A 25382-nucleotide genomic window follows, 5' to 3' on the forward strand; every position below is an offset into this window, starting at 1 on the left:
GCGGCGAGTATCGCTCATTGAAGCTGGAGCAAATCATTGAAGCTCGATCCACTGTCGCTCAGGCTGTTCGTGCGCGTCGTCGAAGAAGGCACGATTGCGGCCGTCGCCGAACGGGAACACATTGCCGCCCCGGCTGTCAGCAAACGGCTGAGAGAACTCGAAGAACTCTTCGGCACGGCGCTCCTTGTGAGGACCAACAAAGGCATCACGCCGACGGCAGCGGGGATGAATCTGTCCGTTCTTTCGCGCGACGTGCTGGACGATCTACGCAACATCGTCCTGCAAATGAAGGTGTTCTCGGATGGTCTGCGTGGCTCTGTACGCGTGCTGGTCAACATTTCGGCCGTGTCGACCTGCATGCCGCCCCTCGTGAAGTCGTTCGTTGAGCGCTATCCGGAAGTGAACGTTTCGCTGCTGGAGCGCGACAGTCTCGCGATTACCGAAAGCGTCGCGGCGAACGTCGCGGAGATCGGCGTGTTCACGCGCCTGCCGCATAGCGCCGACATCGAAGTGCATCCGTTTCGCAGCGATGAACTCAAGGTTCTGGTCCCGGTCGATCATCCGCTTTCGACCCGCAAACGTGTCACGTTCGCCGAGACGCTCAACTATGAACACGTCGTTCTGCGCGCCGGTACGCACCTGCGTCACCAGATGCTGAATGCCGCCAGTCAGGCGGGCAAGCCGCTGCGTGCGAAGGTGGAAGTGTCGTCATACGACGCGCTTTGCAAGATGGTTCAAGTAGGCATGGGCATCGGCATTCTGCCGGCAGGCAATGCCGAAATTTATCGCTTGCCGGGCACCCGCATGTTAAAGCTCGATGAGCCTTGGGCAGTCCGCGAGCTTGTGATCTGCGTGCGGCGTGCCGACGCGCTATCGCCCGCTGCGCGCCTCTTCTTCGACCATCTGCGCGCGAGTCCCTGACGCGTTCTGCCATCGCGTTTCGTTATGGCGGCCTAGCCATTCGCTGTTGGACGGCCGCGCGCGGCATCCTTAGCATCAAAGCCCTTGACGCACATTCGTAGCGGCAGACATCCTTCGACGAGCCAGCTCGACCGCCAGCCCATTCACGGGCTTCCCGGTTTCGGCGTGCGCAGGCGTTGAATCGCGCAATACATGGGCGTCCCGGAATTTTAGATCAACACGGTCCACGCGGCCGTCATCGGAAAAAAATGGATAGCACTGGAGCAATGGAGACAAAGCGGGCTGCGCTCGCCGATTCAACCGGTCGGATGTCAGGTGCGGGTCGCTACGTGATTCTAGGCGGTTCATGGGGTGCATGGCTGTTCGATGCGCTGGATGCAACGGTGTTCGGCTTCGTGATTCTGGCGGTCGCTCATACGTTCTCGGTCTCGCTTTCCGACGTGGTATCGACCGTCGCATGGTTTCTGCTCGCGACGGGCATCGGTGGATTCTTTCTCGGCAATATCGCCGACAAGATCGGCCGCAAGAGAACGCTGCTGATTTCCGTCCTGACCTATGCGACTGGTACGCTGCTGTGCGGCTTTGCACAGAGCATCTGGGAACTGAACGCGTTCCGCTTTGCGGTTGGGATCGGCGTCGGCGGGTTGTGGTCGGCCGCAGTCGCGCTCGTGAGCGAAATCTGGCCGCCTTCGGGCCGCGCGAAAGCCATCGCAGTGATGCAGACCGGCTGGTCGGGCGGCAGCCTACTGGCGGCGATCTTCGCGTGGACGCTGCTCGACGCGTCGAACCCCGCTTCGTGGCGCAAGCTCTTCATCCTGTCCGCCATTCCGGCCTACTGTGTTGCGCTGTTTATTCTCATGTTCGTCAGAGAGTCGCCCGTATGGCTCGCCAATCGCGAGTTCCTGAGAAAGAACGCGAGCAAGGGCAACCTGATGCAGATTTTTAGGCCTGAGTTTCGTCGCACGACGCTGCTGGCGCTGACGATCTCGACTCTCGGGATGTACGGTTACTGGATTATCACGACCTTCACGCCGACCTATCTGCAAAGCGTGCTGCATGTCCGTATCGATCAGGCGCCGGTGTTTCTCGTCTGGACAGGCATTGGTGCGACGGCTGGCTACCTCGTTTATGGCTGGCTGGCCGAGCGGGTTGGACGACGCGCCGCGTTCGCCGGCTTCTTCGCCGGTATCGCGATCGCCGTGCCGATCTTCGCCTACGGCGCGACAATGATTCCGCTTACAAACGGCAAGCTCGATTTCAACGCACAGAACATCGTGATCATCGGCATCTTGTCGGCGCTGCTTGGATTTTTCACGGGCTACTTCAGCGGCTTCGGAGCGTGGTACGCGGAACTATTTCCGACCAGCATCCGTTCTACTGCCGCGGGCTTCTGTTTCAACTTTGGCCGCGTCGGCGCGATTGCCGGCATCAAGCTCGTACCGGTGTTGATCCCGCTGATCGGCTTCACCGCGACTTACTGCATTGCATCGATTGCCTATGTCACCGCCGCGATTCTTGTTTTCACGCTTCGAGAAACGCAGGGCGTAGAACTCACAAGCGGAAACTGATTGCCAACTCTTAATCTGAATCGACCATGAAGACTTATCGAATCGGCCAGATCGTGCCCAGCTCCAACACCACGATGGAAACCGAAATCCCGGCGATGCTCAACTCGCGTTACGCGCTTTTCCCGGAAGAGCGCTTCACATTTCACTCCGCACGGATGCGCATGATGCATGTGACTCCGGAAGAACTGAAGAAGATGGATGTCGACAGCGACCGTTGCGCGCTCGAACTCAGCGACGCGCGTTGCGACGTTCTGGCCTATGCGTGCCTCGTCGCGATCATGTGCCAGGGCGCGGGCTATCACCGTGTATCTGAGGCGCGTTTGCAGAAAGCGGTTGAAAGCAACAACGCCCCGACCCCGATCATCAGCTCGGCGGGTGCGTTGGTTGAAGGCGTGAAGACCATGGGCTTCAAGCGGGTCGCGATCATCACGCCGTACATGAAGCCGTTGACACAGCAGGTTGTCGACTACATCCAGAGCGAGGATATCGAGGTTACTGATTCGATGAGCCTCGAAGTATCGGACAATCTGGCAGTTGGCCGCCTCGATCCGATGAACCTGATCGGTCACGCCGATCGGCTCGACATCAGCAAAGCCGATGCCGTCGTGCTGTCGGCATGTGTGCAGATGCCGTCGTTGCCGGCCATCCAGGCTGTCGAAGATCGTCTCGGCAAGCCCGTTCTCTCTGCTGCCGCAGCGACCGTCTATCGCATTCTGAAGACGCTTGGACTGGAGGCACGCGTGCCCAACGCCGGGCATCTTTTGTCCGGCAAGTTTTAAGAACAACAGCGCTACGTCGACCGCTACTGTGATAGCGGCGGCGTCATTCGACGGTGACAGTTTTGTCCCTCGCTGGCTTGCGGCCCGTTTAGACAATCATCTCTTGAGTCTTGCGTCACTGCGGGTTGACTTTCAACAACGCACCAATGCAAAGCCGATCTATGCCATGAGTCACATGCTCGGGTAGATCGGCTTCTATATTTCTGGCTTCCTTTCGCTTTAGTTCACACATCGCACCTTCTCAGTCTCAGGAAAGCGTCCAGGCTGCGGCCAATTCAAAATACTTTGGCTATCTCTTTGTCATGCACTACGCGAGAGCGAGCACGGTTCTTTCAGAACAACTGACGAATAATAAAGATCCGCGGCGTTACGCCGTAAACAACATCAGGGAAACTCTACTCAGACACCGTGCTCTGGCAACGTGCTGAGTGCTTGATCTCCCGCGTCCCTTTCAATGTCGACGACGCGTCATCCTATTCAATCTCAATTCTTTTATCAGCATGTTCAAAAACACCAGTATCCGTGTCCGCCTCGCGCTGGCAATGGGTTTTCTCAGCGCGTTGCTGATCGTCGTCGGCGTCATGGGTATTGTCGGCGTCGCGATGAGCAATAGCGATGTGCAAGAGCTTTATTCAAGCCGGCTCGCATCCTCACAAGCGCTCAATCGAGCGAGTGTTTCGCTGGCAAGAGCGCGTCTCTGGCTTTTTCGCATAGCGCTCGATCCCACCGGTTCCGGTGTGCCGCAGCAAGCACAGGCTGCTCGCGATCTGGTTGTTGTCTCGAAGAAAGCATGGGAACAATATCGCGCGCTTCCGTTCTCCGGACCTGACGAAACCAGCCGCGCGACCGACGTGAATTCGAAATTTGAAAAGCTCCTCTCGGGCGGCCTGGAGCCGATGCTCAACGCTGTCTCAGCTCACGACTCAGCGAAGCTCACTGACGTTGCCTTGCACACGCCGGCGTCGATGTTCATTGATGTCACTGACGGCATGGATGCGCTGACCGCCATGCAAGTCTCCGCTGCCAAAGCGAGGTTTGATGCCGCGCAAGCGCGCTTTCACTGGTTCGTAGGCGTAGCCGTTGCGGGAATACTGATAGCGCTCGGCGCGGCGATGATGGCGTGGTGGACACTTCAGCGCGCAATAGGCGAGCCACTTGCGAGAACGCTGGACCATTTCAACGCGATTGCCAGTGGCGACCTGACGACGCGGGTCGAGGTGCAAACAAGCGACGAGATGGGACGCTTGATGGCCGGCCTCCAGACAATGCAACGCAAGCTAGTACAAACGATTGATGTCGTGCGAGACGGATCGCGATCGATCGACATCGCCGCGCAGGAAATTTCTGCCGGCAACCTGGATCTGTCGCAACGGACTGAAGAGCAGGCCGCGTCTTTGGAAGAGACCGCCTCGTCAATGGAAGAATTGACCTCGACAGTTCGTCAGAACGCCGACAATGCGAAGCAGGCGAGTCAGGTGGTTCGCAGCACGGCGTTGCTCACTGAGCAGGGCAGCCTTGCGGCACAGGAAGTCGTTCAGACGATGCGGAGCTTGTCCGATGCGTCCGGCAAGATCGCCGATATCACCAGTGTCATCGAAGGGATTGCGTTTCAGACCAATATCCTTTCGCTGAACGCGGCCGTGGAGGCGGCACGCGCGGGCGAGCAGGGACGCGGATTCGCGGTTGTCGCCAGCGAAGTCCGTTCGTTGGCTCAACGCAGCGCAACGGCGTCGAGAGAGATCAAGGAGCTGATTACCGATTCACTGAACCGAGTGGAAACGGGCGCGCGGCAGGCAGATCGAGCAACCGGCACGATGGCGGACATCCTGGCTTCGGTGCGGAAGGTCAGTGATTTGATGGGTGAGATTGCCGCCGCGTCTGAAGAACAGTCGAAGGGCATCGAACAGGTCAATAGCGCAGTGGTGCAGATGGACCAGGTGACGCAGCAGAATGCGGCGCTAGTTGAGCAGGCCTCCGCGGCGGCGCTGTCGTTGAAAGAGCAGGCGGGGCAACTGGACAATGCTGTCTCGGTTTTTCGTGTGCATGCATCGTGACATTCCGGGGCCGGCGCGGCGCGACGTTGGGGCCATGCGTCGGCGGCAGCGCGCGAATGAGCGCGCCGTTCTGCGAGCTTGCGGTGGGTGACCGGTCAGGCCGTCGTGACGCACACCCGCATCCCGATCGGCCTGCGCGGCGACCCAGTTGTTGATCGTCTGTTCGGTCGGCTCGAACTCGGGCGCCAGCTCCTCAGGCGTTCTTCCTGCCTTCACCAGCTCGACCATGTGGGCCCGGAATTCCACAGGGTATGGGGTACGATGCCTGCCCATTTCGACACCTCCTGATCAAAAGGATAAGTGTCCGTTTTGGCGGGTCAATCTCAGAGTAAGAACACTCTTGAACTTGTTGAAGTCATGCGAACAGACGCGCAATCTTCCAGCGGCGCCGGTATCGACGCAGCGTCGTGATCATCGAGCAATGGTTCCTGCGGTGCGGAGGAGATCAGTTCGATGCCGCCCAGCGCAAGCTTCTCGTCGAGTGTAGCTTCGACAAGGGTGGCTTCATCTGAGCTGGCAGAAGGCGTGTGCACGACGGGCGAAAGATCATCAGCATCTGAAATAGCCATGAGCTACGTACACTTGACCGTCTGCGAATTTTTCTCGTCGTGCCTTGCTGGGAAAACTAACACGGCATGCGAGAAGTTGGCACAGGGCGTGTATAAAATCCCTTCCAGCGAAGCGCGATGGTGTACGGCTCACGAGCCGAAAAAAATATCGCAGAAGCTGACAGGTCCGACGCAGGTCGACGGATTTGAGGGGTGCGTATCTTGTTTTTTGTGGCCGACATCGCTCGTGCCTTTCATTTCGGTGCCCATGCCACTGTCGCTTTTTTGCTGCTGGGGTGTGGCGGCTTGCTGTTCAGCGTCCTGGCTGGCTACCTTCGCCTCCGCAGCCTGGATATCGGCGGGATAGGTCGCGTCATCGGTAGCCGACGGATTGTATCCAGCCTGTTCGAGCCTGATGAGGTCGGCGCGTACCTGCGCCCGGGTGAGCGGGGCGGACGCGGACTGCGCAAAAGCCGATGTGGAGCTGACAACCGCGCTGAGTGTCAACGCCAGTAAGGCGAGCTTTTTCATAATCTTGACTCCTTCCAACAAGGGACCCGTTTGCCGGGGAACTAGTGAAACACGTTGACGTGTGGCTCAGGAGCCGGAATAAATAGTGCAGAAGCTGACAGGTCCAACGCAGGCTGACGGATTTGAAGGCGTCTCCTGTTTGATGTGGCCGGCATCGCTTGTGCCTGTCGTTGAAACACCCATCCCGCTGTCGCTATTTTGCTGCTTGAGCCTGGCGACTTGCTGTTCAAAGATCGGCGCGACGTCGGGGTACGACGCGTCACTCACGAAATTCAGACGGTTGTGTTCGGCTTCAATCAACTCCTGCCGCACCTGCGTCTGGGTCTTTTCCTGAGCCTGTGCGTTGATCGAAATGCCCGCTGCGGCGGCGAGAATCAGGGTGAAAAGCATGGTTCGTTTATTCACTTCGGGCTCCAATTTAAATGAGGGGAAATTGCTGGTTCTGCATCATGAAGCGCTCGGAAGACTCAACCGGTGTCTTCTTTTCTCTGCTCGCATCAATGTGAGGGGACCGAAACGCTGCGGTCGTCATCTGCGTGCTCACGCTACGGTATACCGGGGGCGGGCGCCGCTTATTCCCAACGCTACCCAGGTTGCGGACAAAACATGATGCAGTGGCGACCGCGTCGCCTGGCAAGTTGCTGGTGCAGATCAACGTCAGCGAAGTGACGCCCTCCGATCAGTTCGATTCAAGGCGCCAGCGCATACCCAATACATCAGCACGAACGATGGACGCTTGTGGCACGAACTTCGTGCGCAGAATGCGGCACATCGTTAGAATAAACAGGCACGCTTTCCATTATTTCTGTCAGACGCCGGGAAACCGGGAGGACAGGCCGATGGGAGGAGGGCCGGGAAGGATCCGGGCAAATCGCAGCGGAATCTCGCCGGTGACCTCAAGGCGGGTGACGAATCAGGCTTATTCGTGATCTGGGATGGAGCTACCGTTTGCAGCACACGCTGACGACAGCGCCTCGCTGCTGCCATGGAAGATGCCTACCCGACCTCCATGATAAATCCGTCGCCCGGGGACTCGATCGGTAACCATGAGCCAGCGAATCAACTTCCATGCAGCGGTGACGGCGATCACGAGCGATTCGTCAGTCACTGTGAATTCGATGCCCCACCATTGCCTACGTTGACGAAAGTCTCGAAGGAAGCCGGGAGGCGGCGCCTCCCGCGAAGTTCCTGTAGATCAAATGCCCATACGTCCAGCAACGCCGTCGCGGTCGATGAACTTGTGTTTCAACGCGGCGGCGATATGCGCAATCAGCAAGAGCGCAAGCGTCAGCACCAACCCGCGGTGCAGGGTATCAGTCAGCAGACGCAAAGGTTCGTCCCGGCCGATGAAGACCGGCATATCCATCAAACCAAAAAACTTACCGGATGTGCACCCGCCAGTCGGTGCACGTAACCGGCAAACGGCACCAGGAACAGCGTACGTACAGCGTCCCGTGCAAAACGCTCGCGGATTACGCTTGCCACGTCGGAATGCTGGGCGGGAGTGCCGGCGGCGTATGTAAAAGGCGCCACAATTGGCGTGGTGCCATCAGCATGAAGATCAGGCTACCGATCGATGCGTGATAGAACAGGATGCCGTTGAAGCGAGGTGAGTTATGCGGGAATGTATCCATATAGAGTCCGATCGACAGGTTCAACAGGATCAGGAGCGCAATGGACCAGTGCATGATGATGGCAAAGCGTGTGTAAGTGTCATTGTTGGCGCGGGTCATGAAAAATCTCACTTTTCAAAATAATGTGACGGGCGGAACCTCGTTTGCCAGATCAATCGGCGATGCAATCTGCGTGGCTACAAACTGACATACCTTCTCAGAGCCGGATTTATTCCCGTCGCTCGCATCAAAGTGGTTGAGTCACCTGTGAATGCAGCGGCGCGCTCCCCACCCGATTCACACTCGCGAACAGGTAACTGCTGCGATTATGCTGACCGGAGCACAACCGCAAGTACGGGCGACTTATTCCCGGGACAAGGTGGACTGTTTCAGTACCGGTGCCGACGATTACGTGGTCAAGCCCTTCGACGCGCGTGAACTGGTCGCGCGCATCAAGGCGCACATTCGCCGGCAATTGGGCGACATGACGTCATGCCTCACGTGTGTCGACCTGCACTAATATCCGACACCCGTGAGTTTCTCCACAACGACGCTCGGCTAGCGCTGCGGCGCCGTGAACATACGATCCTTGAAACACTAATGTTACGAAAGGGCAAGACAGTATCGAAATCCGTGTTGATGGAAAGTGTGTTTTGTCTCGACGACGAACCGAGTGCGGACGCGATCGACATCTATATTCACCGCTTGCGCAAGCATCTCGCCAATTGCAACGCGCAGATCACGACGTTGCGTGGCCTCGGCTATATTCTGCGGCCAAAAGCTATCGAGTAGTCCGAATCCGAACAACGTCAACGCGTGCGAATCGGTAGATGTACTTAGTTGTACCAATGGTACAGGAAAGGCGCGTGAAGGATTCAGGTATCTACGATTCGACCACGGTGTAACGGACGGCCACGCTAGATGAATCACGGCCAGACGCGATGAAGCGCGATCACCAACGCCGCCAATGCGGGAGCAGAGCAAGGCAAGCAGATTTTCAACGCAGCAACACGAGGAGACGAACTTGAAGAAAAGGTACCTTACGCTGGCAGTCGCGGCCAGTGTTTGCGGGGCGGCCGGTGCGCACGCGCAGTCGAGTGTCCAGCTTTACGGACTGATGGACCTGAGCTTTCCGACGTACCGGACCCACGCGGACACCAACGGCAATCACGTCATCGCATGGGTAATGACGGTGAACCGTGGTTTAGCGGCAGCCGCTGGGGTCTAAAAGGCGCCGAGGACATCGGTGGCGGCACGAGAATCATTTTCCGTCTCGAGAGCGAATTCGTAGTCGCCAACGGCCAGATGGAAGACCCGGGCCAACGGCGTCTTCGCCAGCGCAGGCTACGCATTCGGCGACTCAACGAGTCTCGGCTCCAACGCCAATTACCAGCTCTCGGTTTCGCCTTCGGCCCGCGGGCAACTCACGAAATTCAGGCCGTTGTTTGCGCATTCTAGCCATTCCGGAAACACCACTTGGTCCATCGGGGTGCTCTTCCCGTTTGGTTCGTAGAAGCCCGAAAGGGCTTGCCTGCCGCCGAACGGTGCGCCCTGCCGCCTCGGTGCGCGTAGGCTGCCTGCATGATGCACCGATCCGCCAGAAGGCGACACTCGCCCGTCACTTTGCTGACTTTTGTGATGTCCTCTTCCCATCCGCGAATCGTCATTCGGAGCTGTGGGCGGTCAAAGGGAGTCGCTAAAAACGCCCAGCGTGATCCACGTACGACCGCTTCCAGTTTTCGGTCGTACGTTTCGATCGCCGGTTCACTCAGACAGCCTGAGTTTTTGCGGCCTCTATCGTCGAAGGAGGCCAGACAATCGCAGATTTTTTAGCGTCTTCGAGCACAGATCAGACGACGCTGCTTTTCTGGCGGTCGGCATTAATTCCAGATTGGCAAAGCGGCAATCCGTTTATGCCACTTAACGACAGGTCAAATGGCCCGATTTTTCATCAGCAACTTCAATAGCACGGGCAGCAGGAGTAGAACGAGCGGCATCTGGACAATCAGCCCGGAGATGATCGCAATCGCCAGCGGCTGTTGCATGGCCGATCCTTGACCAAGCGCGAAAGCGAGCGGCAGAAGCGCAAGGATCGCCGCGATGGTCGTCATTGCGATGGGCCGCAGGCGATTACGTCCGGCAGCGGTCAACGCCTCCGCGAACGGCAACTCCTCTTCGCGACTGAGTCCTTGCAATTCCGACACATAGAAAATCGCCACCTCGGTCACGATGCCGATAATCATCGTCATTCCCATCATGGCGGAGATATTCAGTTCGATGCCGGTGATCCATAGCCCGATGAACACTGCGCCCGCCGCTAACAAAGGCATGGCCATGACCGCCAGCGCCACGCGGAAGCGCTCATATAGAAACAGCAGCAGCCCGAACACCAGTGCGATCGCCGCGCCGAACACGGTCAGTAAGCCTTTGAACGCAATCTGCTGCTGCTGATACAAGCCGCCCAGTTCGTAGTAGACGCCGCCCGACAACAGGTTTTTATCGCTGAGTGCCTTTTGTACGTCGGCGATGGTGGAGCCGAGATCCCGTCCGTCGATGCGCGCCGTCACCGCGACCATGCGCTTGAGATTGTCGCGGCTGATTTCCGGCTGTCCCGTCACGGTGATCTGATCCGCCACGCGATTCAGCGCGAACAGGTGTCCGTCCGGGGCGCGTATCTGTAGCCGGCCCAGTTGCGTGTCGGTCAAACTAGTCGCGCCCACCACGCGCACCCGCACGCCGACCGTTTTCGGCCCATTCTGGTACTGCGTCGCTACGTTACCCTCGACCATGTCGGAAACGGCCTGCGCAATCGATTGCGGATCCATGCCCTCGGCAGCAGCGGCTTCGGGTCGTATGTGCAATTCGAGTGCGTCGCCCGCCGGGTTGATGCCGTCATTCACGTCCACCACGCCCTGGATCTTGCCGATTCGTGCGGCAACCTTGCGTGCGGTTGTATCGAGCGTGCTCTGGTCGTCGGAATAAATCTTGATCTGGACTGGTTGCGGGACTGCCGTGAGGTCGCCGATCAGGTCTTCCATGAGCTGCGCGAGTTCCACATTGACGCCGGGCACCTGCGTCTCGACCTTCGAACGGATCTCTTCCATCACGGTGTCGATGGGCTCTCGCTTGCCGGATTTGAGTCGCACAAAGAAGTCGCCCTTGTTGGGCTCGTTCAGATCGCCGCCGAGACCCGCGCCCGTGCGCCGCGAATACGTCGCGACATTCGGATTCGCCTGAATGATGCGCTCCACCTGCTTCATGAGGCGGTCCGTCTCGCTGATGGAAGTGCCCGGCTGCGTGTGGTAGTCGAGCACGAAGCCGCCCTCGTCCATGCTGGGCATGAAGCCGCTGCCCACGCGCGTGAAGGCGAACGCGGCCACCGCGACGAGCGGTAAGACGCCCAACAGCACCAGGACGGGCCGTTCAGTGACGCGCTCGACGAGAATCGCGTAGCGCCGGTTCATCCACGAGGCAAAGCGTGTTTCGCGGTGTTCCTCGGCGTCTTTTGGTTTGAGCCAACGGTCGCACAGAATCGGCACCGCGAGCCAAGTGACGAGAAAGGAAATGAAGAGGGCGCTCGCCATCGTGATCGACAGTGCCTTGAAGAAAGCACCGGTGACGCCCGAGAGGAACGCGAGCGGCACGAAGATGATCAACGTCGCCGCCGACGACCCGGCAAGCGGCCGTGTAAATTCGAGGGCCGCTGCCATCACGCGGCCATGAAAGGCGCGGGCGCCGCCCTCGCGCATGCGTCGCACGATATGTTCGATCATCACGATTGCGTCGTCGATCACGAGCCCGACCGCTGCGGCCATGCCGCCGAGCGTCATGATGTTGAAGCCCATGCCGAATACCTGGAGCAGCAGGATGGTTGCTGCCATGACAACCGGCACGAGTGCGACGGCGATTGCTGTGATCTTCCAGTTGCGCAGGAAGAAGAAAAGCGTCAACGCAGCCAGGACGACGCCGATCATGATCGCGTCGCGTACGCTGGTCGCCGAGGCGATCACGAGTTCGCTTTGATCGTACCAGTTGGACAGATGTATGCCTCGCGGCATCTGGTGCTGGAAGTCCGCGAGTCTCGCCCCAATCGCTTTGGCCATTGCCACGCTGTTCGCGCCAGGCTGTTGATAGACGTTGATGAGAACCGCGTCCTTGCCGTCGGCGGTCACGCGCATCCATTGGGGCACGACGCCGCTTCGCACGGTCGCGATGTCGCCGAGGCGAATCTGCGTGGCGCCGTTTGCCGACACGACGACGCTACGCAGTTCGTCGAGCTGTGTGATCGTGGCATCGGCAATGACGAGATACAGCTTGTAGTGGTCTTCAATGCGGCCGTTTGCCATTAGCACATTGCTTGCGCCAATCGCTTTCGACACGTCGGCAAGCGAGAGCTTGTACGAGGCGAGCCGGGCAGGATCGATCGCGACTTCGAGTTCGTCCTGCGCGCCGCCTGTCACGTCCACGCGCGCCACGCCCGCCACTGAAGAGAGCAGCGGGCGCATCTGGAACTGCGCCAGGTCGTGCAACGCCGAGAGCGACTGGTCTTTCGACGTCAGGCTATAAGCCAGCACCGGGAACACGGTGGGGTCCATTCGGCGCACCTGCATCGAGGTGCCCTGGGGCAGTGTGGCGAGAATTTCACTGATAGCCGACTGGGCCTGCAGCGTGGCTTGCGCCATGTCGGTGCCCCAGTTGAAGTTGAGAGAGATTTCCGCGGAGCCACGGCTGGTTTTCGACTGGACGTCGAGCACGTTGGGCACACGGCGTAGCGCTTCTTCAACCGGCATGGTCACGAGCGTGGCCATCTGCTCGGCGGGGCGGTCGCCTGCATCGAGAGAGACCACCGCGCGAGGAAATGCGACGTTCGGGAACAGCGAAATCGGCAACCGGAAGGCACTCATGGCGCCCGCAATCGCCAGCAGGGCGATTACAAAGAGCAACGAGCGCCGGTGCTTCTGCATCCATTGACCAAAATTCATTACGGTGCGCCTCCACCGGTTTGCACCGCCATGCCGTCTTCCAGCTCATAGTTGCCGCTGATCACGAGACTCCTGCCAAGGTCGAGTGGACCGTCCACGCCGTATCGGTCACCGCTTTCGACCTGGATCGCAACGGCGACGCGCCGTGCCTTGTTCTGCGCGTCGATCTGGAAGACGTACGTGCCTTTATCGTCCTTCAGCACGGCGGAGCGCGGCACGATCCAGTGCGTGCCATTTCGCGTAGCGATGTCGGCGCTCACGCGCGTGCCCGGAATGAACGCGCTCCGATCGAGCGGCACCTTCGCGCCGACGTCGACAAGCTGACTCTGCGGATCGATCGAGGCGCCCACCAGCACGACGCGGCCATCCACTGCGGTTCGGGCGAGCGAGGCTGAGAGCCCGTGCACCGTCACCACGTCACCGGCGTGAATCGCGGCAGCATCCGACGGTTCAACGCCGAGCATCACATTCGTGTGCATGTCCTTGCCGTCGCCGCCGGCGAGTTGCAGGAACGCCGCACCCGCCTGGACCTGGTCTCCTTGCGCGACCGAAGTCTGGAGCACTACGCCGTCGAACGGCGCTGTCACGATCTTGTTTCCGCTTGTGACGCCACTCTGGTTTTGCGCAGCGAGTGCCTGCTGCGCATCTTCTACAGACTTGCCGGCGGCCGCGAGTTGCGATCGCGTGGCGAGCCCCTTGTCGAACAATGACTGCGTGCGAGCAAGTTCGCCTTCTGCCAGCGTGACCGTGCTCTTTGCCTGACTCGCGGCGAGCACGGCCGCCGGATCGGCTTGCACGACGAAAAGCGGCGCGCCACGCGTCACGGTCTGTCCCGGCTGCACCCGCATCTGCACGATGCGGGCGGTGTAGGGCAGATTGATCGTGGTGACATTGGAGGCCGAAGCCGCGACGATGCCATAGGCGTGCACAGGTTGAGCGATAGCCGCGCGCTGCGGACCTATGGTCTTCACCGACACGGTCGTTTTGTTTGCCGAAGCATCCGATGCGGAAGCATCGGCAGTACTCGATGAGTGGCAGCCGGAGATCGTGGAGACGACGCCGGCCGCTGCGATCGCCAGCAACGCAATGTGCGCCCGGCGCGTCGGAGATGGACTATTTCGCATGGGTTTCAGTGAAGTTCTGAGCGGAGTAGAAGGCGTCGGGTATCGCGCTGCCAAGCAGTGCCTGCAGGGCAACGCGCTGCTCGGCAAGCGACTCGCGCAGTGTCGCGACGTCGATGCGTTTGGTGAATGCCGCGCTCTGTGCATCGGTATATGCGCCGAGCGTGAGGTTGTGCCCGGCGAACGCTTCAGCCGCGTGTCGCGCAGCGAGATCGACATCGGGCAGCGCGGCGTCGGTCTGCTTCAACTGGCGGGAGAGAATTGCGTCGTCCGCGCGCAACTGTGCGGCATCGGCATAGGCCGAATTCAGGCGCGTCTGGTATTCGTCGCGCAGCCGCTCCCGCGTGGCTTTTTCGATCGCCACATTGCCCTGGTTGCGGTTGAAGATCGGCAAACTCAGGTTGATCTGGAATCCGCTGGTGTAAATGTTCGATGTATCGCGCGCCCGCACGAAGCCCACGGACAGACTCGGAAACTGGCTGAGAATCGCCGCGCGATATTTCTGTTCCTGCGCTTCATAGCCAGCTTGCAACGCAATCAGATCGGGGCGGCGCTGCGCCAGTTTCGCGAGCGCGGCGTCGAGTGTGGCGTCGTCCAGTGGGGCTGTTTCCCCGATGTCGGTGAGTTGCAGTTGCACGTCGGGCGCAAGTCCGAGTAGCGCATTCAGATCGTGGTGCGTTTGTTGCGCGGCGCGTTCGGCGTCGCTGTACTGTTTGCGAGCGTCGCTATATGCGGTGAGCGCGGCGGTGAGTGTGTCATCGGTGAGGTTGCCGTCGCGATGCGCTTCGGCCATACGCTCGTAACGTATGCGCGACAGATCGCGCTGTTGTCGCAGGAGCGGCAGTGTGTCCTGCTGGAAGCGTGTTTTGATGAACAGTTGCCGCGCTTGAGCGACGATCTGCCATTCCTGCCACAGCAGGCCGAGATCGGTCTTGGCGACCGTGGCATCGGCGGATTGTTTGTTCGCGCTGCGAAGCACGATCGCCATCACGTCGATGCTCAGGCCGTAGTTGAACGCGCGAGTCGTGCCCACGGCGCCCGGATAGTCGCTCGACACACTCAACTGGGGGTCGGGCAGGAGGCCCGCCGAATAGGCTTGAGCGCGAGCAATACCGAGGTCGTCGCGAGCAAGCTTGAGGTCCGGATTGTTGGCTACCGCGAGCATGGCGACTTCATCGATATCGAGTCCGTCCGACGGATCGAAGCGATGCGCGGCCAGTTCAGGCAACGGCATGGTCGAAGGATCGATCTGGATGCGCGCAAGCGTACGGGCGGAGGTCGGCGTTGCCTGAAGTGCGAGCGGTTCGCGGTGGTACCACGTGCAGCCGCTTATCAGCAGTGCGCAGATTGCGATCAGCGTGTGGCGCCGCGAGCATGAGCGGCGGGTCGGTCGGTCTGCCAATATTCCTGGCGGTGTCGCCGTAAAAGAACTCATCGCTGCATTCGCCGCCGAAGCACTGGCCGCTGCCATTCTGCGTACGCTCAAAATCGGCTCCCAAAACAAAACCTGCGGCAGCCGCGAGCGGATGCCTGAAGAGCGGGCCATTCTCCGTAAGGCCGCTTAAGAAACCCTTAACGAGCTGTCTTGCGTCTAGTGGGAGCCTTCTGGCGCGTCTCTTTGGCGTGGTCTCTGCGCACCTGCGCCTTCGTTCGCGGCTTGATCGGCGGCTGATTCAATGACGCGGAACCGTCCCGACAGCTTTGAGTTCAGTGTTCGCGAGGGACGAGAAAGGCGCATAAGCGTCCGCTAAGGTTGCGTGCGTAATCTGAGTCTGTGCGTCGCAATATGTCCTAACGTTGCAGTCCACGACGGACACGTAAAGACACCGGCGTGCGCAATCCACCGCAGACTTACTCAAACGGAATCCACCATGAAAAACCTACTGTCGATCAGCATCGTTGTTATCGCCGCCGCCGTGCCGGTTGCAAGTTTTGCGCAGCAGCCCGCGAACGGCCCGCTGACCCGCGCGGACGTGCGTGCTCGAAGCGCTCAGGCGGCGCAAGACGATCGCATGCAGTCGAAGGTGCACTATCCGGCGACGGAGCAGTCGGCGAATCTGACCGGGTCTGCCGATACAGGCTACGGTAAGCAACCCGGGGGATCGTCGGAATCGCGGACGGTGCCCTCGCGGAATGCCGTCTCGTCCAGCGCGGCGAGCGGCGTTTTCGCTCATCATTGAGCGATGCGCCGCACTGTCGGATACCTTTGCGCCGCTCGCATCCGCGCTAAGCTTCGGCAATCGGCAGTGACGGACAAGTCAGGAGATGCACCACCATGCGAATGTTGTTAGTGGAAGACGATGAGATGATCGGCGAGCCGATCATGGAGACCATGCGGCGCGCGGGCTATGCGATTGACTGGGCCCACGATGGTCGTGAGGCCGAGCTCTCACTCGATCACGATGTCTATGATCTCGTGTTGCTCGATCTCGGGCTGCCGAAGGCGGACGGCATCGATGTTCTCAACCGCTATCGTCGGCGTGGCGGAAGTACCCCGGTGATTATCCTGACCGCGCGCGATGCAGTCGAAGACCGCATCGCGGGTCTCGATGCCGGCGCCGATGACTATCTCGTCAAGCCCTTCGATCTCGACGAACTGGCGGCGCGGGTGCGCGCGCTGCTGCGCCGTCGCACGGGACAAACCAGCCCGCTGTATACACACGGTGACCTGACGCTCGACCCCGTCGGCCACGAGGTGACGTTGCGTGGCGAGCCACTGTCACTGCTTCCACGGGAATTCAGCCTGTTACAGGCACTTATCGAAGAACCCAGGCGAGTCTTCACCCGTTCCGAACTCGAGGAGAAACTGTATGGCTGGGGCGAGGAGGTCGGCAGCAACACGATCGAAGTTCACGTGTCTTATTTGCGGCGCAAGCTGGGGGCTGAGCACATCGTGACCGTGCGCGGCGTCGGCTATCGGCTCAAGAGGTGCGAATGACGTCGATCCGCCGCTGGCTGCTCGGGTGGTTGATCGCAGGGCTCGGTGCCGCGGTATTGACTGCAGGTTACGGCATTTTTCATACCGCGCGATCAGAGGCGAGCGAACTGTTCGACTACGAACTACGCACGGTCGCCCTTTCTTTACGGTCCACCCTTACCGACGGCAAGTCGTTAGAGCATCGCGGCCCCGACTTTGGGGGTCTCGCAGAAGACCGGCTTTTCATCGAAATCTGGGGCAACACCGAGACGCCGGTTTACGCGTCGCTGGGCGGTGTCGATCTTCCCCGGTTTCCCGCTGGCATTCGCACAATCGAACACCAGGAGGTTCACTGGCGTGTATTCGGCTCACAGCAGGGCGATCGTTTCGTGCAGGTTGCGCAACCCGTATCGGTACGCAACGATCTCGCGTTGCGTCTCGCGCTACGTACGTTGTGGCCATTGGGGGTATTCTTTCCGGCGATTATCCTGATCGTGCTCCTCGTCGTGAGCCGGGCTCTGTCACCGCTTGAACGAATCTCTCACGCGCTCGCGGCGCGCTCATTGAATTCACTTGCTCCGTTGGGTCTGGACAGGCGTAGTCCGGTCGAACTGGAGCCGCTCGTCAATGCGTTGAATGATCTGCTGAACCGGCTCGACATTGCATCACGTGCACAACGCACCTTCGTTGCAGATGCCGCGCATGAACTTCGTTCGCCGTTGGCCGCGCTGAAGCTTCAGATCCAGGCGACCGAGCGCGATGGCTCGCTGACTAGTCCAGGGACGTTCGAGCGCATCAAGGGACGACTCGACAGGATGATTCACCTCGTGCACCAGTTGCTGATTCTTGCACGCGAAGATGCGCCCCGCGCTGATCAGTTTGAAGTCGTCAGTTTACGGGGACTCGCCGAGCGTGCCGTAGCGGACGCTTCGTTTCTTGCCGAAGCGAGGAAGATCGACTTGGGCCTCGACTTCGCCGCCCCTTTGATGGCTGACGATCCCTATAACATCTGCGCAGAAGTCGCCGGTATTGAAGTTCTGTTGAATAACGTGATCGACAACGCTATCCGGTACACGCCGGAACACGGGAAGGTCGACGTAATACTTTCGCGCAACGGATCCGAGGTCAGCGTTACGGTTGTCGATAGCGGTCCCGGAATTTGCGAGCACGAACTGGACCGGGTTTGCGACCGCTTCTATCGCAGCGCGGGGACGAAGGAGCAAGGCAGTGGTCTGGGACTGGCAATTGCGTCGCGCATTGCCGTTCGGCATAACGCCACGCTCTGCCTGAAGAACAACAACCGCCGGCCGGGGCTTAGCGTGGCTTTGACAGGGCTGCGCAGCGCCTGAAGAAGTTAATCGGCATCGACGGAGTATTATGGCGCCGCTCCGCGTGCGCACTGCTGTGCCATGTGTATGTTGAAGGCTCGCGCCGATGTCCGCAGCGGCGCGCAAAGCTGCCGTTGCTGCAGCCCTCGTCCGATAGACCGCAACGGGTCGGGTCCGGAAGTTCCAGCCTAGGTCGCATGGGGACGCGCGGCGGCAGGGCCTGGATTGGACCCACCAACATCGACGGAAGGGTGGTTCGCGTTGGTTGCCATCATCGGCGGTGGCGTGCTTATTTGTATGGTTGCCGTTCGCTGGACGCATCTTCCGATTACTCAGCAAAAGGGCACTGTCAGGTTGCTGGAGACGAGGGGCTAAAACGAGGTGAAGAACAGGACGAAATCGCTTTATCACGGCCACCGCTTCCCTGTTGTCGTCATTAGCTGCGCCGTTCGCTGGTACTTCCGGTTCAGCTCGAGCCTGCGCGACATCGAGGAGTTATTGCTCGAGCGTGGCATCGTCGTGACGTACGAAACGATCCGTTGGTGGTGCGAATGGAATGAACGGCCCCCGCCAACGGTAATGATATGCAGGATGTAGGTCCTCGCTCACGGGCCGACGGCATCGAGTTGCCAAGGCTGGAAGATCATGAGGATCTTACCAGGCAAACCGGAGGGGCCATCATGAAACATACGATCGTAGGTGTGGATATCGCGAAGAATGTGATGCAGATTCACTGGGTCGACGCGGACAGCGGCGAGATCGTGAACAAACCCATCAAGAGAGCGGCATTTCTCGAGTACTTTGCGAATCGCCCTCCCTGTCTGATCGACATGGAGTCCTGTGGTGGCTCCCAGCATTGGGCCAGGCGGTTGATCGAAATGGGTCATCAGGTGAAGCTGATGCCAGCGAAATTCGTCAAGGCGTTCGTTACCGGAAACAAGAACGATGCCGCGGACGCAAGGGCGATCTGGATGGCCACACCGATGCCAAGCAAGGAAGTGGCCGTGAAGACCGAAGCACAGCAGGCCGTTCTGGCGTTGCACCGGATGCGGCAACAGCTGGTGAAGTTTCGCACGATGCAGATCAACAGCCTGCGTGGCCTGCTGACTGAATACGGTGAGGTAATGGGCACAGGTCGTGCCGCGCTGGACCGGGCTATCGCGGGGGTGCTGGAGAGGTTATCCGGACGTCTGCCGGCGATACTGATTGATACGCTTCGCGAACAGTGGAATGGCCTGGAGGCACTGGACCGGCAGATTGCACAGATCGAGCGCCGTTTGCACGCATGGATGAAACAGGATGAGGCAAGCAAGGCGATAGCAGCAATACCAGGCGTAGGTCTTCTGTGTGCGACAGCTGGCAGTGACGATGGGACATGTGAAGTCATTCAGGTCTGGGCGCGAGTTCGCCGCGTGGCTCGGTCTGGTACCCGGGCAAACCGGTTCCGGCGGCAAGGTGGAGCTGTTGGGAATAAGCAAACGCGGCGATAGATATTTGAGGACGCTGCTCATTCACGGCGCCCGCAGCGTGATATTCCACGCGAAAGACGTCGGCGCGTGGCTCGAACAGTTGAAAAAGCGTCGACCTCTAAACGTGGTAGTCGTGGCGCTCGCTAACAAGATGGCCCGAACGATCTGGGCAATACTGGCACATCAAAGACCGTATCAGAAAGGGTACGAGAGCGTGCGATCAACACCAGCCAGGTAATGTTCCAAGCCAGACAGCATCACGATATGGAAAGTAACCTCACGGTTGCGTTGGCATTCGAGTGTGATGACGAGACAGGTCCGACCGGGACTCACCAAGCCTGAGAATTTGTCAGAGACTATGATCTCGCGGTGCGAATGAGGCATGAGTCAGCGGATTTCATAGGGGCCCGCAGCGAAGCAGACTGCAAGAAAGGCCGGATGTAGAGCTGCAACCCACCCTGTTCATCAAAACACACGAACATCTGGCGCAAAGGGGGCCGTTCATGTAGACAAATTCGGGGCTGGATTCGCCCAGTGCACCAAAGCGGCGTGGCCCCGGCCGGGCAGCATATGGCATCTGGACGAGATGTTTGTGACGCTGCGCGGCGAGCCGCATCTGTTGTGGCGAGCGGTCGACGAGGACGGTGCTGAGCTCGATGTGCTTGTGCAGAAGCGGCGCGATAAGGCCGGGGCAAAGCGCTTCTTCCGGCGGGTGCTGCGTTCAAACCCCGTGCCGCGCGAGATCGTGACCGACCGGTTGCGCAGCTATCTATAAGGAGCTCCTGTTTCTTGCAAGCTGGGTTTAATAGGTCATACGTCGAATCCTGTGTTGTCAGCGCGTGCACGGAAGCATGAGGGCAGACGAGGCAGACTGCAAACCTATAAACGGCCTGTTTGGGCGCTGTGATTGCTGCGCCCCGGCCCGGATAGTAACCGCACAGCGGGACTCCATTCCGGCGACGGCGAATACAAGAACTGTAGCGCCTGATAGCTGCCCGAGTTCGCCCGCTGTCGGTCTGACCTGTCGCTATCCCTGCGTGATGCGTGCTGCGCCTGGAAGTCAATTCATGGTGGCATTGCACTTTCTGTTCTGTAGTTCATGCGTGCGCCGCCGCCATTGCATTGCGGGCGGGCGCATGGGATGGATCGAAGCGTTGGTCCCTGGCCAATACGGCCCCGAGGATGCGGGCGTGCTTGTTGGCAACCGCGACCAGCGTCTTGTAGTAGCCAATACGCGCATGCAGCTGGACGATCCAGCGCGAGAGCCGGTCATCGCGTCGGTGCGCTGTGAGAATGGCCGATCGCGCGCCCTGGAACAGGAGCGTGCGCAGGTAGTCGCTGCCCTGTTTGGTGATCCGGCCGAGCCGCTGTTTGCCGCCGCTGCTGTTCTGTTTGGGAACGAGGCCGATCCAGGCGGCCATCTGCCGGCCGTTTCTGAACTGACGGGCGTTGACCACGGTCGCTACGACGGCAGATGCGGTGATTCGGCTCACGCCACATACGGCCATACAGCGCTGCGTCTGTGGATCGTGACTGGCGTGTTCGGTGATCTGCCGGTCTATCCAGCCGATTTGCTCATCCAGCGCCTGCCATTGGGCCCAGCCATGCATCAGCGCCTGGCGGGCCGGACCGGCGAGTTCGTTATTGGTGTCCTCAACACGGTCAACGAAATGGCTTCGGAACCGACCGATGCCTTGCGGCAGGAAGACGCCGAACTCGGCTAGCAGGCCTCGCAAGCGATTCACGAGCGCCGTGCGTTCCTCCACAAAACCGGTGCGCATGCGGTGAAGGATCAGCACGCTTTGCTGCGCGGCTGACTTGACCGGCACGAAACGCATGTGTGGGCGGCTGGCTGCCTCGCAGATCGCTTCAGCATCGAGGGCGTCATTGTTGACGCCAGCGCCACCTTTGCGGTAAGGCGCCGCGAATTGCGGGGGAATCAGCCGCACGTCGTGCCCGAGACCGCGGAGCTTGCGGGCCCAATAGTGCGCAGCGCTGCACGCCTCCATCGCCACCAGACAGGGGGCAAGGTTGGCAAACCAGCTCAATGAAGTGCTCACGTGCAATGGCCTTACGTACCATAACATGTTCACCAGCATCGACCGCGTGGATTTGCATGACATTCCTGGCAAGATCAACACCAACACCGGTAATTGCGTTCATGACTTTCCCCTTCCACAAATGTGCAATGGCTATCATGATGGCACCGGGAGGAGCAGGTGCCAGGGGATGGGAGCTCCTTACCAATTCCGGCGGCGAAGGCTGACACTCCTGAGCTCGCTCATGTGACGCCCTTTTCGTCAAGGCGGCTGCACGCGTGAACAACCGCGCCGAGAACAGCCACCAGCCGACCGGCAGGCGCGAACGCCAAATGTGCGGCTTTCGCGATGCTCGTCGCACGCAAGCGTTTCTGTCACGCTTTGGCCAGATCGGGCAGCACTTCGCGCTGCCCAGACATCAGATGAACGCGGCACCTCATCGCGCCATACTCAAAGAACGCCTCGACACATGCCATGATTGGACTGGCTCTTCCGCAATCGAGACCGTTATCTGATAAGGATAACTATAATTTTCCACACGATTAGCCTGCAGCAGCCAGCTTGACAACGCCTCCGCGGCAACTGATGGCATGGCTGGGCGAGACACCATCTGAACACTCTTCGGGTGACCGGCGTCGTCAGGGCAGCATCACGAAAAATGGAAACAGCTATGCAAGAAAACTGCTCGTCGAGGCAGCCTGGAGCTACCGCTACCCCGCACGCGTGAGTCCTGACATCCAGCGCCGGCACGAAGGCATCCCCAAGCGCATCATCGACCGCGCATGGGACGCACAGGTTCGACTGTGCCGCCGATATCGCAAGCTGACCGCACGCGGCAAGAATGTGAATATCGCTGTCGTTGCCGTCGCTCGCGAGCTAGCGGGGTTCATCTGGGACGTCAGCCGGCTGGCAATGTCGCTTGCCATGCCGCGAGACGTACAGGCAGCGTAGCGTCGCGCTTCGCCCACCGACAAAGAGTCAGATGGAGGAGTTTCCTGAAGGCGGCGTAGCCCGGCTCCCGAGTAACCCGCGGTTGGACTATGCAACGGACATCATTCAATTTGCGGCTTTAGATAGCGGCAGGCTCGAGGGGCGGACCTCTGTAATGCGGTACCCAACCCGCGAATATCAGATCCTATGAAGCGAGGGCCTCGACAGACTGACGCCTAAAATCAGCGTGGCGAGGTTTGCTCTCAGGAGAACATCATGCGTACCGATCAGGCATATACAGGTAATGGTGACGTACCAGTGCTGGCAGTGTCGCTGGAACTGGCGGCGGCCAAATGGAAAGTTGCGCTTCACGATGGCCGGCGCGAGAAGCCGGCCGTGCACACGGTCCCGCAGCCTCAAGCTGCAGCGCGTCTGCAGGCGACGCTGGACCTGATCGAGATACACAAGGAGAAGTGGTCATTGCCCGATGACGTACGGATCGTCGTGAGCTGTGAAGCCGGGCAGGACGCGTTCTGGATCTGTCGCGCGTTGCGGCGCCGACACATTGAATGCCACGTCGTCGATCCGGCCAGCATTCCGGTCGAACGTCATCAGCGGCGCGAAGACCGACCGCCTCGACGTCATGAAGCTTGTCATCAACCTGCGCGCGCGGCTGCGCGGCGAGCGCGACCGCATGCACGTAGTCCACATGCCGTCACAGGAGGACGAGGCTACACGTCACCTGATGCGCGAGCGTGGACAATTGCAGAAGGAAATCCCTGCAGCACCGCGACCGGATGCGCAAGCTGCTGACCACGGTCGGCTGCTGGGACGCGGTCGATCACCGGACCTTCGCCGTCCGGCTCGAGCGCGGGGAAGTGCACTGCCATGACGGTGCGACATTGCCGCGCGAGTTGCATGAGCGGTTACTGCGCGAGTGCGAACGGCTGGCACTCGTTAAGCACCAGCTTGCGGTGCTGGAGAAGACGCGACAGACAAACGTACCAGCGCCCGCGCGCCAGCGTTCCGATGCGCTGGCGCGCCTCCAGGGAATTGGCGAAGTAGGCGCGTCACGCCTTGCCCGCGAGCTGTTCTGGCGGGACTTCCATAACCGTCGGGAAGTCGGTGCATGCGTCGGACTGGTACCCCAACCCTTCGACAGTGGCGAGAGTCAGGTCGACCAGGGGATCAGCAAACAGGGAAACCGGCGGGTACGCGCGCTTCTGGTCGAGATCGCATGGACCTGGCTGCGCTACCAGCCTGGCAGCGCATTAACGAGATGGTTTGACCAGCGCACACAGGGCACCGGACCGAACCGACGCGCGCGACGTATTGCCATCGTCGCGGTAGCGCGACGGCTTGCCATTCCGTTGTGGCGCTATCTGAAAGACGGGGTCATTCCCGAAGGCGCGCACCTAAAGTCAGCTTGAGCCCTGGTTTCGCAGGAAGGAGTCTGGCAGTTGCATAGCAAACGAGTTCGAAGTGAACATGCCCGTGATCACGCTGGGTTGCAAACGCAACCGAATAGCTCTCAGATGGGGCATGTTCCCGGAGGCGATTCCGGCGTAACGCGCATTGCAGGATAAGGCTGGCAACGCGCCAGCGAATAGAAGGTGGTGAGATGCTGGTTCCTCTCACGAGCGCGACACGACGTCGGCTTAGGATCGACCGGAGAGATGTATGAAGAGCGTCCTTGACAACATCCTGCTCATAGAAGTGCGATCCACCGTCGAGACTTACTGCTACGCCGCCCTCACGAATTCATGCGTCGATGCAACAACCTGAAAACCCAATCTGGCGATTGACACGCCAAGTCATATCAATACCACCGAACGGCGCAGCTGATGACGACGGCAGGGAAGCGGTGACCATGATAAAGCGATTTCCTTTTCTTCATCACTTCGTTCTACCGCCGCCTCCCCACCAACCTGACAGTGCCATTCGGGGCTCGGACAAAGGGAGCTCGTTGACCTGACCGGCATTGTCGGCACTCCGTGTAAAGTTGGGATTAGTTGCGCCCATGCGCTATTACACCATTTCAAGGCCGCGGTGCGGCGGCGGCGGCAATTTGACGGCGATTTCATCGCCCGGCTTGACCGGTCCGGCTGCGGTCACAATACCCATCACGCCCGCCTTTCGCAAAAGTCTTCCTTCAGACGTGCGGCCAAGAACGGCTGACATCAGCCCAGCCTGGAAATGATCGATCTGCGCGCACGGGTTTCTCAGGCCACTAAGTTTGACGATCGAACGTTCGCCGATATGCAATTCTGTGCCCACGGGCAACGATAGAAGATCCAGCCCGCCTGTCGTGACGTTCTCGCCGAGATTGCCGGGGAGAACTCTGAACCCCTTCTCCAACAGCTGATCGAACAGTTCACCATGAACGAGGTGCACCTGGCGCAGGTTGGGTTGCGAGGGATCTCGAGCGACACGAGACCGGTGTTTGACCGTGGCACCACAGTGAGCATCGCCTTCGACGCCCAAACCTTCCAGCAACATGATTTGACCAACGGATCGCTTGGAAAAGGTATGTGAGGCATTTAGGTGAACCGCAATGACTTTTCCGTCCACTACAGGTGACC

General features: G+C 59.7%; 17 protein-coding genes and 10 pseudogenes. 16 read left to right on the top strand and 11 right to left on the bottom strand.

Going from position 1 to position 25382, the window contains the following annotated elements:
- The first annotated feature begins 36 nt into the window (after window positions 1-36).
- The 4 genes from RW095_RS07165 (at window position 37) to RW095_RS07180 (ending at window position 5322) form a co-directional block, all read left to right on the top strand.
- Window positions 37-921: a LysR family transcriptional regulator gene (locus RW095_RS07165; protein WP_317015381.1), complete on the top strand. Its 885-nt coding sequence runs from the start codon at window positions 37-39 to the stop codon at window positions 919-921.
- Between the two features lie 248 nt (window positions 922-1169).
- Window positions 1170-2489: an MFS transporter gene (locus tag RW095_RS07170; RefSeq protein ID WP_317015382.1), complete on the top strand. Its 1320-nt coding sequence runs from the start codon at window positions 1170-1172 to the stop codon at window positions 2487-2489.
- 26 nt (window positions 2490-2515) lie between these two features.
- Window positions 2516-3268, top strand: a complete 753-nt coding sequence (locus tag RW095_RS07175) for a maleate cis-trans isomerase family protein (RefSeq protein ID WP_317015384.1) — start codon at window positions 2516-2518, stop codon at window positions 3266-3268.
- A gap of 500 nt (window positions 3269-3768) precedes the next feature.
- Complete coding sequence (locus tag RW095_RS07180; protein ID WP_317015385.1) at window positions 3769-5322, top strand: methyl-accepting chemotaxis protein; 1554 nt, start codon at window positions 3769-3771, stop codon at window positions 5320-5322.
- A 323-nt stretch (window positions 5323-5645) separates the two neighbouring features.
- On the opposite strand, the gene RW095_RS07190 is transcribed toward RW095_RS07180, so the two are convergent.
- The 5 genes from RW095_RS07190 to RW095_RS07210 form a co-directional block, all read right to left on the bottom strand.
- Entirely contained in the window at window positions 5646-5891 is a 246-nt protein-coding gene (locus RW095_RS07190) for a hypothetical protein (RefSeq protein ID WP_317015386.1), read from the bottom strand.
- Between the two features lie 129 nt (window positions 5892-6020).
- Entirely contained in the window at window positions 6021-6401 is a 381-nt protein-coding gene (locus tag RW095_RS07195; protein WP_317015387.1) for a DUF4148 domain-containing protein, read from the bottom strand.
- A 66-nt stretch (window positions 6402-6467) separates the two neighbouring features.
- Window positions 6468-6806 carry a DUF4148 domain-containing protein gene (locus tag RW095_RS07200; protein WP_317015389.1) on the bottom strand — a complete coding sequence of 113 codons (339 nt, stop codon included), beginning with the start codon at window positions 6804-6806 and terminating at the stop codon, window positions 6468-6470.
- A gap of 790 nt (window positions 6807-7596) precedes the next feature.
- A complete protein-coding gene (locus tag RW095_RS07205) occupies window positions 7597-7761 on the bottom strand; it encodes a hypothetical protein (RefSeq protein ID WP_172163527.1) in 165 nt (54 codons plus the stop codon).
- 112 nt (window positions 7762-7873) lie between these two features.
- Window positions 7874-8134: a cytochrome b gene (locus RW095_RS07210; RefSeq protein WP_317015391.1), complete on the bottom strand. Its 261-nt coding sequence runs from the start codon at window positions 8132-8134 to the stop codon at window positions 7874-7876.
- Between the two features lie 253 nt (window positions 8135-8387).
- Between RW095_RS07210 and RW095_RS07215 the strand changes: the two are divergent.
- A pseudogene (locus tag RW095_RS07215) lies at window positions 8388-8806 on the top strand (winged helix-turn-helix domain-containing protein); the annotation flags it as partial.
- A gap of 175 nt (window positions 8807-8981) precedes the next feature.
- Window positions 8982-9337 (top strand): annotated as a pseudogene (locus tag RW095_RS41365) (porin); the annotation flags it as partial.
- Between the two features lie 608 nt (window positions 9338-9945).
- Here the strand turns inward: RW095_RS41365 and RW095_RS07225 are convergent.
- The 3 genes from RW095_RS07225 to RW095_RS07235 all read right to left on the bottom strand — a co-directional run bounded on the left by RW095_RS07225 (window position 9946) and on the right by RW095_RS07235 (window position 15351).
- Entirely contained in the window at window positions 9946-12996 is a 3051-nt protein-coding gene (locus RW095_RS07225) for an efflux RND transporter permease subunit (protein ID WP_317015392.1), read from the bottom strand.
- Window positions 12996-13967 (bottom strand): efflux RND transporter periplasmic adaptor subunit, encoded by a 972-nt coding sequence (locus tag RW095_RS07230; RefSeq protein ID WP_317015394.1) that lies wholly within the window; start codon window positions 13965-13967, stop codon window positions 12996-12998. The genes RW095_RS07225 and RW095_RS07230 overlap by 1 nt, the downstream gene beginning before the upstream one ends.
- A gap of 142 nt (window positions 13968-14109) precedes the next feature.
- Window positions 14110-15351 carry a TolC family protein gene (locus tag RW095_RS07235; RefSeq protein WP_317015396.1) on the bottom strand — a complete coding sequence of 414 codons (1242 nt, stop codon included), beginning with the start codon at window positions 15349-15351 and terminating at the stop codon, window positions 14110-14112.
- Window positions 15352-15436: 85 nt separating this feature from the next.
- On the opposite strand from RW095_RS07235, the gene RW095_RS07240 reads away from it, so the two are divergent.
- From RW095_RS07240 to RW095_RS07270, 7 genes and pseudogenes are all read left to right on the top strand, one after another.
- Window positions 15437-15682, top strand: coding sequence for a hypothetical protein (locus tag RW095_RS07240; RefSeq protein ID WP_317015397.1), 246 nt, complete (start codon window positions 15437-15439; stop codon window positions 15680-15682).
- Between the two features lie 306 nt (window positions 15683-15988).
- Window positions 15989-16297, top strand: coding sequence for a DUF4148 domain-containing protein (locus RW095_RS07245; protein WP_317015399.1), 309 nt, complete (start codon window positions 15989-15991; stop codon window positions 16295-16297).
- A 95-nt stretch (window positions 16298-16392) separates the two neighbouring features.
- Window positions 16393-17055 (top strand): response regulator transcription factor, encoded by a 663-nt coding sequence (locus RW095_RS07250; protein ID WP_317015400.1) that lies wholly within the window; start codon window positions 16393-16395, stop codon window positions 17053-17055.
- A complete protein-coding gene (locus RW095_RS07255; RefSeq protein WP_317015402.1) occupies window positions 17052-18383 on the top strand; it encodes an ATP-binding protein in 1332 nt (443 codons plus the stop codon). Before RW095_RS07250 ends, RW095_RS07255 begins: the two co-directional genes overlap by 4 nt.
- A 360-nt stretch (window positions 18384-18743) precedes the next feature.
- Window positions 18744-18914, top strand: a pseudogene (locus RW095_RS07260) (IS6 family transposase); the annotation flags it as partial.
- Between the two features lie 128 nt (window positions 18915-19042).
- A pseudogene (locus RW095_RS07265) lies at window positions 19043-20069 on the top strand (IS110 family transposase).
- Window positions 20070-20339: 270 nt separating this feature from the next.
- A pseudogene (locus RW095_RS07270) lies at window positions 20340-20600 on the top strand (DDE-type integrase/transposase/recombinase); the annotation flags it as partial.
- Between the two features lie 328 nt (window positions 20601-20928).
- Here the strand turns inward: RW095_RS07270 and RW095_RS07275 are convergent.
- Window positions 20929-21994, bottom strand: a pseudogene (locus tag RW095_RS07275) (IS110 family transposase).
- 86 nt (window positions 21995-22080) lie between these two features.
- On the opposite strand from RW095_RS07275, the pseudogene RW095_RS41370 reads away from it, so the two are divergent.
- The 3 pseudogenes from RW095_RS41370 to RW095_RS07290 form a co-directional block, all read left to right on the top strand.
- Window positions 22081-22385 (top strand): annotated as a pseudogene (locus RW095_RS41370) (IS6 family transposase); the annotation flags it as partial.
- A 58-nt stretch (window positions 22386-22443) separates the two neighbouring features.
- Window positions 22444-22821, top strand: a pseudogene (locus RW095_RS07285) (transposase); the annotation flags it as partial.
- A 255-nt stretch (window positions 22822-23076) separates the two neighbouring features.
- Window positions 23077-24230 (top strand): annotated as a pseudogene (locus RW095_RS07290) (IS110 family transposase).
- A 392-nt stretch (window positions 24231-24622) separates the two neighbouring features.
- Here the strand turns inward: RW095_RS07290 and RW095_RS07295 are convergent.
- Window positions 24623-24697 (bottom strand): annotated as a pseudogene (locus RW095_RS07295) (IS6 family transposase); the annotation flags it as partial.
- 131 nt (window positions 24698-24828) lie between these two features.
- On the bottom strand, window positions 24829-25371 hold the full coding sequence (locus RW095_RS07300; protein WP_317015403.1) for an MOSC domain-containing protein: 543 nt from the start codon (window positions 25369-25371) through the stop codon (window positions 24829-24831).
- Window positions 25372-25382: the final 11 nt, after the last annotated feature.

The sequence above is a fragment of the Paraburkholderia kirstenboschensis genome (genome assembly GCF_032806925.1).
Lineage (GTDB): Bacteria > Pseudomonadota > Gammaproteobacteria > Burkholderiales > Burkholderiaceae > Paraburkholderia > Paraburkholderia kirstenboschensis.